Source organism: Streptomyces sp. CA-111067, assembly GCF_050956065.1.
Classification (GTDB): Bacteria; Actinomycetota; Actinomycetes; order Streptomycetales; family Streptomycetaceae; genus Actinacidiphila.
In genome coordinates, this window is sequence record NZ_CP192103.1 from 6,797,034 (window position 1) to 6,811,917 (window position 14,884).

Sequence of the window (14,884 nt, forward strand, 5' to 3'; positions counted from 1 at the left end):
TCCCCGGCGTGCGCACCCTCAGGAGAATTCTCGTACCATGGATAGCATTGCGACTGGTCAGTTGACGTCTGCAGTAGCCATCGCTGTGAGCCTCATATACATGTGGTGGGCGCGACTGTGAGCGCAAGCGTCGGGGGGCCGTTCAAGAACCGGCGGCTCCCGACGCGTCCAGCCTGCGGCGTATGGTGCCCGCCTCTGGCAGTCCAAGCTGGTGGTAGATATCGAATGCGCGCTCGAAGAAACTACGCGCCGCCGCCGCTCCCTTGGTCGCCTCGGTGACCTTGCCGATTCCCTCCAGCGCCCGTCCGACAGCGAGGGGGGTCCCCAGCTCCTCGGCCGTCCGCAATGCTTCTTTGAACATCGTCATCGCCAGGCCGAACTGCCGCGCGGCGAACTGGGTGTTCGCGGTGCCGATGAGTGCTTGCACCCGCCCGAACCGGTCATTGATGCGCTCCGCGATACTGGCACCCATCTGGAAATGCAGCCGGGCTTCCATATGCCGGCCGGTCTCCAGATATGCAATTCCGATACAGACCAGAACATCCGACTCGCCCCGCGGGTCACCGGTGTCGCGGTAGCCGGCCAGCGCCCGGAGGTAGTACGACAGTGCCTCGTCCGTCTCGCCCGTCGCCCGGCAGATGTTGCCGAGGTTCGTGAGCAGATTGGACAACTGGGAACGTCCGCCGATGTCGCGAAGCACCATCAGGGAGCGTTCGTAATAGGCGCGAGCCTCCGTGTAGTCACCAAGCGTTGCGGTTGATTCGCCAATATTATTGAGCGCCTTGACCTGGCCGAGCTGGTCCTTCGTCCTTGCGTGGATCTCAAGTGCCCTATGGAATAGACCGATTGCCTCCTGGAACCGGCCGGCGTACGTGAATCCGATGCCCAGGAGCCTGAGGGTGTCGGCCTCGCCGTTGGGGTTGCCGCCTGCTTGATGAAGCGTCAGGGCCTGGCTGAAGCACTGCATCGCCTCCTTGCGGCGTGCCGCGATCAGGTGGGCACGGCCGATTTCGAAGAGCGCCTGCGCCTGGACCCCCGGCAGGTCCCGCCGTCTGCTGATGGCCAGAGCCCGTGACGCGTGCCGCAAGGCATCTTCATGGGCACCCTGGGACCACAGCAACGCGGCTGTCTCCACAAGGAGTTGGGCCAGCACGGCGTCATCGTGCCCGTCCGCGAGCGCCACCGACGTGGCATACAGCTCGGCTCCGGTCTCCCAGACCCCCCAAGCCAGGAAGGAATCGGCCAGGACGTGTGGAAAGTACACCGCGTGGTGCGGCGAGCGCGTGGTCGCCAGCCGGGCGGCGGCCAGAAGGTTCGCCCGCTCCAGGTCGAGCCACGCCTTGGCCTCGTCGGCGGTGCGGATCCACGGCGCGGACGGGCTGGTGGGTGCCCTGACGGGTGTCCCGGCAGCCGGATCGGTAGACGTGTTGGCGGGCCGTCCCGCCGGCGAACCGTTCGCATCCGCCCCGGTGGGCGCTCCGGCCCCGCCCACGGGCCCCGCCGGGGTCACGCTGAGGCTCGGGCGGTGGGGGTGCGCGAGTTGGTCGGCAAGGTCCGCATGCGTGAGGTAGTGGTCCAGCATCCGGCCCACTGCCGCGTCCCGTTCGGATGCGGAATCCTCTCGCGCCCCGGCGGTCAGGCCGAAGTCCCGCAGCAGATCGTGGAATCGGACCCGGTCCCGCCCGCTCTCCTCGATGAGGTGGCCGTCCAGCAGCGCGTCCAGGCTGTGCCGGACCCGGGACTCGTCCGTGCCGGCCATCGTCGCGGCGACTGCCACGGTGAGATCGGGGCCGGGGTGAAGTGCCAGCCGGCGGAAGACCAACTGGTCGTCCGGGTTCAACTCCCCGTAGCAGCAGCCGAACGCGGCGGCGATCCCAGCCGGCGCGTCGATCTCGTCGAGCAAAGACGGCGCCTGGGCCAGCCGGTCGGCCAGGTCCTCGATCGTCCAGCCGGCCCGCTGGCGCAAGCGGGCGGCGGCCAAATGCAGCGCTAACGGGTGGAATCCGCATAATTCGACCGTGCGGCGCAGCGCCGCGCTGTCAGTGATCCGCGCCCGCCCCGCGACCCTCGTGAACAGCTCCGACGCCTGCGAAGGCGACGGCACCTCCAGCGAGAGCGACCACGCCCCCTCCAGGTCCGTGAGGTGGTGGCGGCTGGTCACCAGCACCGAGCAGCCGGGAGTTCCGGGGAGCAGCGGGCGCACCTGAGATGCGCTGTGCGCGTCGTCGAGGACGATGATCGCCTTGCGGCGGGCCATCAACTCGCGCCACAGCGCCGCGCGTTCGGCGAGTCCGGCCGGCAGTTTGTCGGCCGGGAGCCCCAGGGCCATCAGCAGTCCAGCGAGCGCGGCGGCCGGGTCGAGTGGCTGCTCGCCGCTGTGCGTCCGCAAGTTGATGTAGAGGCGGCCCGAGGGGTAACGGTCGCGCAGCAGGTTCGCGACCCGTACTGCCAGCCGCGTCTTCCCGACCCCCGGCATGCCGTGCACGACCGCGAGGGGGAGTGCCGTCGGTGTGTCCTGGCCGCCCAACTCCTGCGTCAGCAGGCCGATCTCCTCCTCGCGACCGGTGAAGTCGGGGATGTCGCGCAGCAGGTTGTCCAGCGGGGCCAGCCGGGGGCGGGCGGGCGCGGCGGGCTGGAGCAGTCCCGGATCGCGCCGAAGTATCCGCTCGTGCAGATCCTGCAGGTCGCGGCTCGGTTCGAGGCCGAGTTCGTCCTTCAGCCGGCGCCGGGCGGTCCGGTACGCGGCCAGCGACTCCGTCAGCCGGCCGCACCGGTAGAGCGCAGTCATCAGATCCGCCACCACCGGCTCGACCACCGGCGTGCGCTCGGCCAACTCGTTGAGCTCACTGATCAGTTGGGAGTGCCGTCCGAGCGAGAGCTCCAACCGGATCCGGGTCTCGGTCGCCTCGCGCAGCTCCTCGCGCAGCCGCTCCCGCACCGACGCGGCCCAGAGCCCCGTGATGTCGGCGAGCGGTTCCGCCCTGCGCAGCGCCTCCGCGTCCCGGAAGAGGGAGACTGCGTATTCGGTGTCGCCGCGCTCGACGGCCTGCCGGCCCTGCCGGCACAGCTGCCTGAACTGGAGCAGGTCGACCGAATCCGGCGGAACGCGCAGCGAGTAGGTGCGGGAGAAGGAGTCAAGGCCCAACTGGTCGGGGCTCGCGGCCCGGAGCCGGGACCGCAGCCGTGAGATGTAGCTGTGCAGCGTCTCCACCGCGCTCGGCGGCGGGTCACCGTCCCAGGCGTGGTCGATCAGCCGGCCGACGGGGACGGCCCGGCCCTCGGCCATGAGCAGGATCGCCAGCACCCGCCGCTCCTGCGGGGAGCCGAGCCGGTGCGAGCGGCCCTGAGCCCAGAGCTCCAGAGGGCCAAGCATGCGTAGTTCCACCCGCGCCCTCCCCGTGCCCGGTCTCTCCCATTGCCAGCCGAACTGAGTGGTATACACGCGTTGCTCAGGACGGCAGTGTGGCACGGGCCTGTGAAGATCGGCAGAGGACGCCGTGGCGCCGGCCGCGCGGAGCGGGCGTTCTGGCCAACCCTGGCGGACGGTCTCCAGGTGCGAACTCCGCACGCCCCCGGACCCGTTGCCGCCTGATCGCGCTGGCCATACGCCTGCCACCCAGTCCGTTCGCGGCCCGTAGCGCACCGGGGCCCTCGGAGGTGCCGATTCCCACGGCGGCAATCGGCCAATATCGGTCCGGTTCAAGGGTGCGATCCGTTTGTTTTCGAAAGAACACGGGCAGATCGAGCGGGGAATGCAAGTGCATTGCACACGAACGGGGAATCGATCGTGCCGGCGCCGGGGGGCTTCATGGAGGCATCGGACGCCCACCCGTCAGCCGAGGGCCCCGGGCCGTTACCGGGACCGGAGTCCGGGCCGTCACCCGGACGCGAGCCCGGATCCGGACCTGAACCCGTACCCGTACCCAGGCCCGGTCCTGAGCACGGGACTGAGTCCGTACCCGCCCCCGCTCCCGGCGACCTGACCAACACCCTCTCCGGCACCGTGCACGGCCCCAGCCTCCAGGCCGCCGCCATCCACGGTGACGTCTACTTCGGCACCGGCCCCGCGCGGCCCCGCCACCTCCCGCGCCAACTTCCCCCCGCCCCGCGGCACTTCACCGGCCGGCTGGACAGCCTCGCCCACCTCGACGCCACCCTCACGCCGGACGGCCCCTCCGTCGCGGTGATCAGCGGGCCGCCGGGCGTGGGCAAGTCGGCGCTGGCCGTGTCCTGGCTGCGAAGTCACCGCGCCGACTTCCCCGACGGCCAGCTCTACGTCGACCTGCGCGGCCACCTCGCTGAGGAGCCGGTCGCGCCCAGCAGCGTGCTGCCGCGCTTCCTGCACGCGCTCGGCGTGCGGCCTGAGCACGTGCCCACCGACCTGCCCGAGCAGACGGCCCTCTACCGTTCACTCACTGCCGACCTGCGGATCGCCGTCCTCTGCGACAACGCCTTCTCCGCCGCCCAGACCCGCCCGCTCGCGCCAGCCGGCAGCGGCAGCATCTGCGTGGTCACCAGCCGGCGGCGGCTCAACTCGCTGCTCCTGGACGGGGCCCGGGTGCTGCCGCTCGAACCCCTGGACGCCGACTCGGCAGTTCAGCTGCTCGGCCGCATCGCGGGCCGGGACCGGATCGCGCACGACGAACCCGCCGCCCATGAACTCGTCGCCTCCTGCGGGCGGTTCCCGCTCGCGGTGTGCGTCGGCGCGGCGCTGCTGTCGGTGCGGCCGGGATGGAGCATCGCCGATGTGGCGGCCGACCTCCTCGCCGAGTCCGGTTCCGGCTCGGGCTCCCCCGCCGGTCCTGGCTCCGGCTCGGGCTACGGCTCCGGTTTCGACGATGAGGAGTTCTCCATGAACGCCTGCCTCGACCAGGCTTACTCCGCGCTGCCGCCGACCGCGGCCCGGCTCTACCGGCGGCTCGGCCTGCACCCGGGCCCCGAGTTCGCCGCGGCCGTCGCACGGGCCGTCGCCGCCGCGGAGCCCGAGGTCGCCGACGTGTCCGGCGCGCTCGCCGCGCTGATCGACGCGAACCTGCTGAGCCGGCCGAGCCCCGGCCGCTACCGGTTCCACGACCTGATCCACCGGCACGCGATCAGCCGCGCCGCCGCCGACGACCCCGGCGGGCTGCGCGCCGAGGCCGTGCAACGGGTGCTCGACCACTACCTGTTGACGGCGAACGGCGCCGACCACGTCCTCTACCCGCAGCGGCACCGACCGGCGCCCGAATACTTCAGGCCGCCGTCCGGCCAGGCCGCTCCCGCCGCGTTTCCCGACGCCGCCACCGCCCTGGACTGGTTCGAGGCCGAACGCGGAAACCTGATGGCAGCCCAGCGGCTGGCCGTCGAGAACGGCATGAACTCCGCCGCGTGGCAGCTCGCCGACTCCATGTGGAGCCTGTTCAGCTCGCTGCGCTACCGCCAGGACTGGATCGCCGCGCACGAGATCGGCGTGGTGGCGGCGGCCGCCTGCGGCCACCGGCTCGGCGAGGCGCGGCTGCGGATGGGGCTCGGCATCGCGCTGCGCGACGCGGGCCGGCACCGTGAGGCGCTGACGGCGTTCGCCGACGCCCTCGCGCTGCGCCGGGAGATCGGCGACCGGCGCGGCGAGGCACTGGTCCTGCACCACACCGCCCTCACCCACCGGGATCTCGGCGACCAGGACCGGGCGGTGGAACTGCTGCGCGCCGCCCAGGCCGTCCAGGAGAAGACCGGTGACCGCCGGGACCTGGCGCGCAACCACGCCGCCATCGGCGAGACCGAGAGCCTGCGCGGCCGGCACGAGGAGGCGATCGGCCATCTCAGCCGGGCCCGGGAGATGATCGCCGGGACCGGCGACCGCTACGAGGCGCTGGTCGAACGGCTCCTCGGCGAGGCGTACTCGCGGTCCGGCGATGGCCCCTCGGCCCGTCCCCACCTGCTCGCCGCGCTGGACCACACTGGCGCGTCCGGCGTCGTCTTCGAGGAGGGCCCGGTGTGTGAGGCGCTCGGCGAGCTGGCCGAGCGGGAGGGCGACGAAGCGGCGGCCCGGGACTTCTACCTCCGGGCCGCCGCTCTCTACCAGCGCCTCGGCACCCTCGCCGACGCCCACCGCGCGTCGGAGCACGCGGCCCGCCTCGGCGCCGCCGGTGCCGGGTGAACGGCGGTCAACTCCCGTTCTGGCGCCAGGTTCCGATCCGCGTGCGCAGCGGGTAGACGTGGCGCAGCGCGGCGAGTTCGGCGGCCGAGACGAAGCCGTCGGAGGCCGAGTCCACGCCGATTTTCCAGCCCGCGAACAGCACGGCGGACTCCAGCGCCTCCACCGGCTCGCCCGAACTCAGCCACAGGTGCAGGAAGGACGCGAAGAGCGCGTCCCCGGCGCCGTCGGTGCTGCGGATCGGACGCGGGGTGACGGACTCGATCTCGATCAGCCGGCCGTCCCACACGCCCATCGTGCAACCCTCCTCACCGCGGCTGACCGCCGCGATGCGGCAGCCGGGATAGCGCCGCAGCACGTCGGCTATCCACTGCTCCGGCGGGCAGGGCAGCCGCTCATGGCTGCAGAACAGCACATCCGCGGTCTCGAACCAGGGCCGCTGCCGTTCGTCGTCCATATCGGCCGACATATGAAGGTCCACGGCAACCGGCAGGCTCAGCAGTTCCTTTGAGACGCCGAGGAACGACATGCCGAACGGGTGGCCGGTGATGACGGCCAGATCGGCATTCACTGCCTGCTCTATATAGCGCTCCATCGGATAGTCGAACCGATACTCCGAGGTCCAGGAGTTGCGCGCCACCCGGCCCTCCGGCTCGACGAGGATCACGGTCTTCGCCGATTCCTCGGCGGCGACCACCCCGCGCCCGTCGAGCCCGCGGCGCCTGAGCGCGGCCCTGACGACCTCTCCGGCGTCGTCCTTCCCGACGAGCGTGCACAGTTGAGGCGCGCTGCCGAGGCTCGACAGCGCGCTGGCCACGTTGTAGGCGCCGCCGACCACGGCGCAGCGCAGCCAGGGAGTCTGGCGGAACGAGTTGTACTGAAGCGGAAATCCATCGACCGGTACCGTCATGGCTAATCGCGTCATTCCCACGACCATGATCCGCGGCATGAGTGCTCTGGCCTCCCCCGAGCGAGTCACAACAGCGCGGGCTGGCAGCCCACAGGAACGAGTGTGCGGTGGGCAGCTGGACGAAACGCTTGCAGCTTCCATGCGGTGGCCTTGACGGGCGACGGCCTCTGCCGGGCTGGCCGCGCTACCTTCCAACAGTCTGTGTGATTTTTGCTTTACGCGATCGAAACCTTGCGGGGTGTCAGGGCGCTCTGTACGGTCGGGGCGCCGGTCACTCATGTCCCCCCAAGGAGCATCGATGCGTGAGTTCTCTAGGCCCAAACGTGCTGTGTGGCTCGTCCCGAGGCTGGTCGTGGCGCTGGCCGCCGCGCTGGGAATGGTGTGGATCTCCTTCGGGCCGGCCGGGGCGGCGGGAGCCGACGCCTCCCCGAGGGCCGCTGCTTCCCGGGATGCCGCCGCCCCGGCCGCTGCCGCCGCGGGCGCCACCACGCCGTTCGCCACCTACGAGGCCGAGGCCGGGACGCTCGGCGGCGGAGCCGGCAAGGTCACGCTGACCGCCGCGCCGACAACGCAGTACTCCAGCGCCGCACTTGAGGCATCGGGCCACGGCTACGTCCACCTCGCCGGCACCGGGCAGTCCGTGCAGTGGACGAACAACACCGGCAAGCCGATCAGCTTTGTCAACGTCCGCGCGAGCATCCCCGACTCCGCGTCCGGCGGCGGCATCACCGGAACGCTGAACCTGTACGTCAACGGCGTGTTCCGGCAGGCGCTGAACCTCAACTCCAAGCAGACCTGGGTCTACGAGGGCACCAACTACAACAACAGCGACGACCAGAACCCGTCGGAGGGCTCGCCGCGGGTGTTCTTCGACGAGTCGCACGCCTTCGTCACCGGCGCGGCGATCGCCCCCGGCAGCACCTTCTCGCTGCAGAAGGACGCCGCCAACAGCGCCTCGTTCTACGACGTGGACGCCGTGGACGTGGAGAACCCGCCGGCGCCGGTCGCCCAGCCCGCCAACTCGATCTCCATCACCAGCTGCGGCGCGGTCGCGGACAACAACCCGACCAACGGCGCCGCCGACAGCCAGTCCGTCGACAGCGCCGCCGCCATCCAGAACTGCATCAACCAGGCGCAGTCGCAGGGCAAGATCCTCTGGATCCCGCAGGGCACCTTCTACGTCAAGGGCACCGCGGCCCTGCAGGCTAAGGGCATCACTATCGCCGGCGCCGGCATGTGGTACACCACCGTTTACCGTGACGTGCCCGTCCCCAACAACACCCCACTGGGCGCGCTGTTCTCGGTGACCTCCTGCACCGTGCGGGACTTCCACATCGACGCCAACGCCGTCAGCCGCAGCACCATCGGCGGCGACGGCGGCGCGATGGACACCACCGGCACCAACTGGCTGGCGGACGGCATCTGGAGCCAGCACACGATGTCCGGGTTCTGGGCGTCGGGCACCGGCGGCAAGGTGCAGAACAGCCGGCTCACGTCGATCTGGGCCGACGGCATCAACCTCAACAACGTCTCGCTCAACGCGACCGACGGCAACAACCTCACCGCCACCAACAACTTCGTGCGCGGCACCGGTGACGACGCCATCGCGATCAACTCGGTGAACTACAACACCGGTGGCGGCGGCACCACTTACTACAACCCGATGACCAACATCACGCTGACGAACAACACGTCCATCGCGCCGTGGGGCGGCAAGGGCATCGGGATCTACGGCGGCGGCGGGCACCACGTCACCGGCAACTACATCAGCGACACCGCGCGCTACATCGGCCTGGGCGTCGGCAAGTTCGGCGTCAACGGCAGCGACCTGACGTCGGCGACGGTGTCGGGCAACGTCGTGGTGAGGTCCGGCGGCAACGCCTACAGCCAGGGCCAGCCCGCGCTGCACATCGGCAACGGCGGCGACGGCCAGAACGTCGGCTCCATCGACCACGCCACCGTGACCGGCAACACCGTGACCGACTCGCTCTACGACGGGATCGGCTTCTCGACCTCGGCCAACACGGTGCTCCAGGACAACACGGTGACCGACCCAGGCCGCAACGGCATCGTGATCTCACCGCCGTTCTACCCCGCGCCCACCGGCTCGGCGGCGATCACCGGCAACACCGTCACCGGTCTGAAGGCCGGCGCCACCGCGTATGCCAACAACTCCTCAGGCTTCGCCGCCACGTTGAGCGGCAACAGCTGGGAGGGCACCGTCCCGGTCGAGGCACCGTTCGGCGGCACCCCGGCCGCCGTCCCCGGCACCGTGCAGGCGGAGAACTACGACACCGGCGGGCAGGGCCTCGCCTACAACATCAGCTCCGTCAACGGGAACGCCAACGGCTACCGGGCCGACGGCGTCAACCTGGAGACCACGTCGGACACCGGCGGCGGCTACGACCTGGGCTGGAGCACCGGCGGCCAGTGGTTCCGCTACACCGTCAACGCGGCCTCGGCCGGCACCTATACGGTGAGCCTGCGGGTCGCGGCGCCCAGCGCGGTGAGCGGCGCGCTGCACATCTCCAACGCCTCCGGCGCGAACCTCAGCGGCGCGGTCGCCCTCCCGGCGACCGGCGGCTTCCAGACCTGGGCCACGGCAACGGCCACCGTCACCCTGCCGGCCGGCCGCCAGGTGCTGACCGTCAACCAGGACAACGGCGGCTGGAACCTCAACAGCCTGACCTTCGCGACGGCGGGCACCCCCACCAACACCAACCTGGCGGCGGGCAAGCCGACCGCCGAGTCCAGCCACACCCAGGGCTACGGCTCGTCCAACGTGACCGACGGCAACCAGTCCAGCTACTGGGAGAGCGCCAACAACGCGTTCCCCCAGTGGCTCCAGGTAGACCTGGGCTCCCCCCAGACCGCCACCCGCGCCGTCCTCCAACTCCCGCCCGGCTGGGGCGCCCGCACCCAGACCCTGACGCTGTCGGGAAGCACCGACGGCTCGACGTTCACCACGCTGAAGCCCTCGGCTGGTTACACGTTCGACCCGTCAGCGAACAACACGGTGACGCTCACCTTCCCGTCCACCACGAACCGCTACTTCCGCCTGACCACCACCGCGAACACGGGCTGGCCGGCCGCCCAACTCTCCGAATTCCAGATCTGGCCGAGCTGACCTTCCGCCAACGCCGACGCCCCGCCCGCGGCTTGCGCCGTGGGCGGGGCGCCGGGTTGCGCTCGCGGTTACGCGGTGGGGGTGGTCTGGGTGGTGAGCCAGTCGGCGAAGGTGGTTTTGCCGCGGGGGCCGTCTTCTGTGGGGAGGAGGGCGCCGGTCGCCATCGCCTTGCCTGCGGCTCCGGGGAGGCGGAGGGGGAGGACCTTGCGGCGGCTGGAGCGGGCGCGGAGGAGGCGGCGGGCCATGTCGACCATCTGCTCGTCGCGGGGGCCGGCCAGTTCGGGGGCCATGCCCTGCGGCTCGCCGAGGGCCAACTGCACCAGGGCGTCGGCCACTTCGCTCACCGCGACCGGGCGGCTGAGCATCTTCGGGACGAGGGCGAACGGGCCGGGGACGTTCGCCAGCATCTGGTCGGCGAACTCGTGGAACTGGGTGGCCCGCAGCACCGTCCACGGCACCGGGCCTGCCTTGGCCAGTTCCTCCTGGCGGCGCTTGCCGAAGTAGTAGCCGTAGTCGACCCGGTCGATGCCCACGATCGACAGGGTCACGTGGTGGCGCACGCCGGCCTTCTGCTCCGCGTCGAGAAGCCGGCGGCCCGCCGTCTCGAAGAACCTCACCGACTTCCCGCGCGACGTGGTCGTCACGTTGGACGCGTCGATCACCGCCTCCGCGCCCGCCAGCGCCGCGTCGAGGCCGTCGCCCGTCAGCAGGTTGACGCCTGTGGAGCGGGCGATCACCACGGGGTCGTGCCCCGCGTCCGACAGCGCCGCGACCACCAGCCGCCCGGCGACTCCCGTACCGCCTGACACTGCTACGCGCATCTCCCCGTTGTCCTCTCGTCGGTCGGATCGTCCGTCAGTTCGCCGGTCGGACCGCGCCGTCAGCACGTCGATGACGGTGACCGCGAGGTCGCCCCCCCGCGATGTCCTTGTACCTGGCCCTCATGTTAGCGCCGTACCAAGTGGACGCTGCGACCTGCGGATTCAGCAACTGCGGCGTGAACCATGACCAGGCCGGGGACTGCACCGCGCCGATGCCGGGCCGGCCCGCGCGCATTGACTTCACCAGTGGGGCAGTTGACGATCGGTTGCGGCGGAGACGCCGGAGGCCCGGTCCCTGCGGAAGGCGGTCCGAATGCGCGCGCACGCTGTCACCGAACTACGCTTCCACGGGGCCAGCGAGCGCACCGGTCCGCTCAACTGGGCGCAGAAGGCCATCTGGTCCGTCATCTGCTGGGAGGGCCAGGACGCCTACCGGCGCAATCTGCACAGCGTGTGGGAACTCCCCGACGGGACGGCCGAGTCGGCGGTGCTGGACGCCTTCGGCGACCTGCTGGCCGGGTACGAGGCACTGCGCACCAGCTACGAGAACACCGAAGCGGGCGTCGAGCGGGTGCTTCAGCGGGTGCACGGCGCCGGTGCGGTGCCCGTGCACCGCTACGAGGTGTCGGGCCCGCCGGACACATGGGACATCGACGGGATCGTCGCCGACATCCTTCCGCAGCCCTTCGCGTTCGCCGCGCTGCCGGTGCGCATCGCCCTGGTCAGCGTGGCGGGCAAGCCGGTGCGGGCCGTGTGCGTGGTGGCCCACGTGGCCGTGGACGGGTGGAGCCTGCGGGTGATCCACGACGCGTTCCCCGACGTCCTCGCGCGCGGCCGGGACAGCGACGCGTACCGCAGCGCGGTCGCCTCCGAGCAGCCCATCGACCGTGCGGAGTACGAGGGTTCCGCGCAGGGCGCGCGCATGGCCGAGCGCACCCTCGCCCACTGGCGGGACGCCTTCCGCGACGTCCCCCGGTCGATGTTCGCCGGGGACAGCGAACTCCGGCCGGTTCCCGAGACCTCGCTCATCCACTCCCACCGCATGGCGCGCGCGGTGGCCCGGATCTGCGACGACCTCCAGGTCACGGCTTCGAACGTGATACTCGCCGCCGGCGCCCAGGTGATGGCCTGCGTGCTGGACGAGGAAGAGGTGGCGCTCCGCTCGCTGATCGCACTGCGGTTCAAGCCGAAGGCGCGGTACTCGGTGGGGGCGGTGAACCTCAACGGCCTGTTCAGGGTACGGATCACCGCGGGCGAGGGCTTCCGCGACTTCCTGTCCCGGGTGGCCTCCTCCGCCGTGACGACGGCGCTGTACAGCCAGTGCGATCCGGTGCTCCAGGAGGCGGAGTTGGAGCGCATCATGCGGGAGCGGGGCTCGCTGACGAAGAAGTACGCGTTCTTCAACGACAAGCGCTACGTGTCACGCCCGCGGGAGTCCGCGGTCACCTGCCTGGACACCGACCCCCGGTGCGCCGGCGGCGGCACCTGGTTCCGCGACTACACCGACGTGAAGCCCGACATGGACTCGAAGTACCTGCTCATGGTGCACGACGTCGCGGCGGCGGTGGAACTGTCCCTCTATCTGGACCGGTTGCACTTCCCGCTCGGTCCGGTGCCGCTGCTCACGGCGATGGAACGGCTGCTGGAAGCCGCGGCCGACGATCCCGGCGTCCCGGCCGACGCCGTGGCGCGGGCCGCGCTGGCCGAACCGGTCAGCGGGCCGGCGGGAGGCTGAGAGCCGTCCTCAGCGACGGCGGCCACGCGTCCGGCTCGCCGTGCGCGTGACGCAGCGCCAGCACCAGGCGGTCGAGCCCGAAGGCGGTGCACGCGCTGTGCGCGGCCGTACCGTCGGACAGCGTGATGGCGAAGGCGTCCGCGAAATGGCGGCGGTGCCGGTTCACCGACGCGACGGCCTGGACGGTACCGTCCGCGACCTCGACCGCGAGTTCCCACTTCAACTGCTCGGACTGCTGCCTGGCGGCGAGCCACGGGCCGGTCCGCCCGAAGAACGGGTCGCTGGCCGGCTGCCGCCGCGCGGCCAGCCCCAGGCCGCGAAGCCACGCCTCGGAACGGTCCAGGGCCGCCGTGCACCAGCGGTCGACCTCCTCGGCCGCCCCGAGCCACACGGTCTCGTACATCAGGAACGACCGCAGCCGGCCCTGCTCCTGCTCCTTCTCCGCACGGAAGCACGCGGCTTCGACGCCGATGCCCTCGCTGCGCCGGACGCTCCGGCCGGCGAAGAGCGGGAAGACGTGGTGGCACGCGGCCGGGGTCAGCACCAGATCGGTGCCGACCTGCTCGCCGCCGTCCGGTGCGGTGGCGACCGTGCCGATGAGATGCGGGAACGACGCGGTGTAGCCGGCGCGTTCGGCGACCGCGCGCGCCATCACGGGAGGCGCGAGGAAACGCCTGACCTCCGGGCCGCCGAACGCGTCGCCGAGCAGCCGGCGCAGGGAGTCCCGGATGCGGGCGTCCTCCGGGGGGACGAGTTCGACTCCGTACGGGGCCATGGGCAGGAGCGGTGCGTCGGGCAGGTCCATCATTCCCCCTTGGCGAGCAACAGGAGTTGCGCGTTGGTGCCGGCGAGCCGGCTGTTGCTGATCATCAACGGTGCCGAGTGGGCGTCCCTGAGCAGCCGGGCGACCGACGTCGGCGCGTCCTCGGCGAAGCCCGCCATGCCGCAGACCCGCAGGGCCTGCCCGACGACGTCGACCACGCCGTCCGACACGGCGAGCTTGAGCGCGTTCAGCTCGACCGCGAGGCCGGGCCCGGGCGCGCGGTCGCCGCGCAGGACCGCGGCCACGCTGTCGGCGGCCGCCGCCGCATGGGCGCGCAGACCGGCCGCCCGGGCCTGGATGAGGGCGAGTTCGGGCGGCGCGGCCTGCCCGGAGCGGGCCCTGCGCCGTACGCACATCCGTGCGCGGTGCAGCGCCTCGTCCGCCAGGCCGGTCCAGACCCCCGCCCACAGCAGATGGGTCAGCGGCACCAGGGTGGCCGCGGCGATCTCCTGGAAGGGCACCGGAAGGATCTGGCGGGCGGGGAACTCGGCGCGGACCGTGAACGGCGGGCTGCAGGTGCCCCGCATGCCCAGCGTGTCCCAGGAGCCGGTCGGCGTCAGGTGCACCTGCCCGCGGGTCACCACGGCGGCGGCCTGGTCGCCTTCCGCCGCCTCGGCGCCCGTCCGGCAGGTGAGCAGGAAGGCGTCGGCCTGCGCGCCGTAGGAGATCGCGGTGGCCTCCTTCGTCAGGTGCCGCTCGCCGCCCGCCGGGCCGTCGAGCGCGGCACGGCTGGTGCGCAGCTCCCCGCCGACGTCCTTCTCACTCGTGACGGAGGCGATGAGCCACTGCTCGGCGACAGCGGTCCGCAGCAGGTCGGCATCGCAGCCGTGCCGTACCAGGCAGGCGAGTTGGGCCTGGTGCATCGCCCAGACCATGGCGGAGGACGCGCAGCCGCGGGCGAGGGCCGCCGCGACCGACAGCAGGGCACGGGGACCGAGCCCGCCGCCGCCCAGGGCATGCGGGGCGACGGCGACCAGCAGCCCGCTCTCGCGCAGCGCGGCCACCGCCTCGCCGGGGAAGCGGGCCCTGCGGTCGACGTCGCCGGCGTACACGGCTGCCTTCTCCGCGACCAGCCGGGACCGCTCGGCGATCTCGCGGGTGGGCGGCGGGTTCTCCAGCGCGACCGGGTCCATGTCTCACTCCTCGTCTTCGTCTTCGTCTCGGCGCTCAGCGACGCACATCCGGTGGCCGGGTTCCGTTGCGGGGGTGCGGTGTTGCCGGTGGTGCGGTGGTGCGGGGTCGGAGGGCGGGGCCGTCGCCGTGCGGTCACTGCCGGGGGAGTGGACGCCGGGGCCGGGGTGCATAGGCTGGGTGCCGGACCCCCTGCCCGTGGAC

Annotated in this window: 8 protein-coding genes; 3 read left to right on the forward strand and 5 right to left on the reverse strand. The window is 71.6% G+C overall.

What is annotated here, in order from left to right; genetic code table 11:
* Window positions 1-142: 142 nt before the first annotated feature.
* Window positions 143-3,373, reverse strand: coding sequence for a BTAD domain-containing putative transcriptional regulator (locus ACQPW6_RS30130; RefSeq protein ID WP_433892853.1), 3,231 nt, complete (start codon window positions 3,371-3,373; stop codon window positions 143-145).
* A 630-nt stretch (window positions 3,374-4,003) separates the two neighbouring features.
* Between ACQPW6_RS30130 and ACQPW6_RS30135 the strand changes: the two genes are divergently transcribed.
* Window positions 4,004-6,136: a tetratricopeptide repeat protein gene (locus ACQPW6_RS30135; RefSeq protein ID WP_433892854.1), complete on the forward strand. Its 2,133-nt coding sequence runs from the start codon at window positions 4,004-4,006 to the stop codon at window positions 6,134-6,136.
* Between the two features lie 7 nt (window positions 6,137-6,143).
* Here ACQPW6_RS30135 and ACQPW6_RS30140 read toward each other — a convergent pair whose 3' ends face one another.
* Entirely contained in the window at window positions 6,144-7,082 is a 939-nt protein-coding gene (locus ACQPW6_RS30140) for a carbohydrate kinase family protein (protein WP_433892855.1), read from the reverse strand.
* Between the two features lie 259 nt (window positions 7,083-7,341).
* Here ACQPW6_RS30140 and ACQPW6_RS30145 point away from each other — a divergent pair, with 259 nt between their 5' ends.
* Window positions 7,342-10,170 (forward strand): discoidin domain-containing protein, encoded by a 2,829-nt coding sequence (locus ACQPW6_RS30145; protein WP_433892856.1) that lies wholly within the window; start codon window positions 7,342-7,344, stop codon window positions 10,168-10,170.
* A 68-nt stretch (window positions 10,171-10,238) separates the two neighbouring features.
* On the opposite strand, the gene ACQPW6_RS30150 is transcribed toward ACQPW6_RS30145, so the two are convergent.
* Window positions 10,239-10,991, reverse strand: coding sequence for an SDR family oxidoreductase (locus ACQPW6_RS30150; protein WP_433892857.1), 753 nt, complete (start codon window positions 10,989-10,991; stop codon window positions 10,239-10,241).
* A 313-nt stretch (window positions 10,992-11,304) separates the two neighbouring features.
* Here ACQPW6_RS30150 and ACQPW6_RS30155 point away from each other — a divergent pair, with 313 nt between their 5' ends.
* The gene (locus ACQPW6_RS30155; protein ID WP_433892858.1) at window positions 11,305-12,726 is read left to right on the forward strand and encodes a condensation domain-containing protein; all 1,422 of its coding nucleotides are present in this window, start codon (window positions 11,305-11,307) and stop codon (window positions 12,724-12,726) included.
* Here the strand turns inward: ACQPW6_RS30155 and ACQPW6_RS30160 are convergent.
* Together ACQPW6_RS30160 and ACQPW6_RS30165 are read right to left on the reverse strand one after the other, a co-directional pair.
* Window positions 12,704-13,531 carry a hypothetical protein gene (locus tag ACQPW6_RS30160; protein ID WP_433892859.1) on the reverse strand — a complete coding sequence of 276 codons (828 nt, stop codon included), beginning with the start codon at window positions 13,529-13,531 and terminating at the stop codon, window positions 12,704-12,706. The genes ACQPW6_RS30155 and ACQPW6_RS30160 overlap by 23 nt on opposite strands.
* Window positions 13,531-14,682, reverse strand: coding sequence for an acyl-CoA dehydrogenase family protein (locus ACQPW6_RS30165; protein WP_433892860.1), 1,152 nt, complete (start codon window positions 14,680-14,682; stop codon window positions 13,531-13,533). The genes ACQPW6_RS30160 and ACQPW6_RS30165 overlap by 1 nt, the downstream gene beginning before the upstream one ends.
* Window positions 14,683-14,884 lie beyond the last annotated feature (202 nt).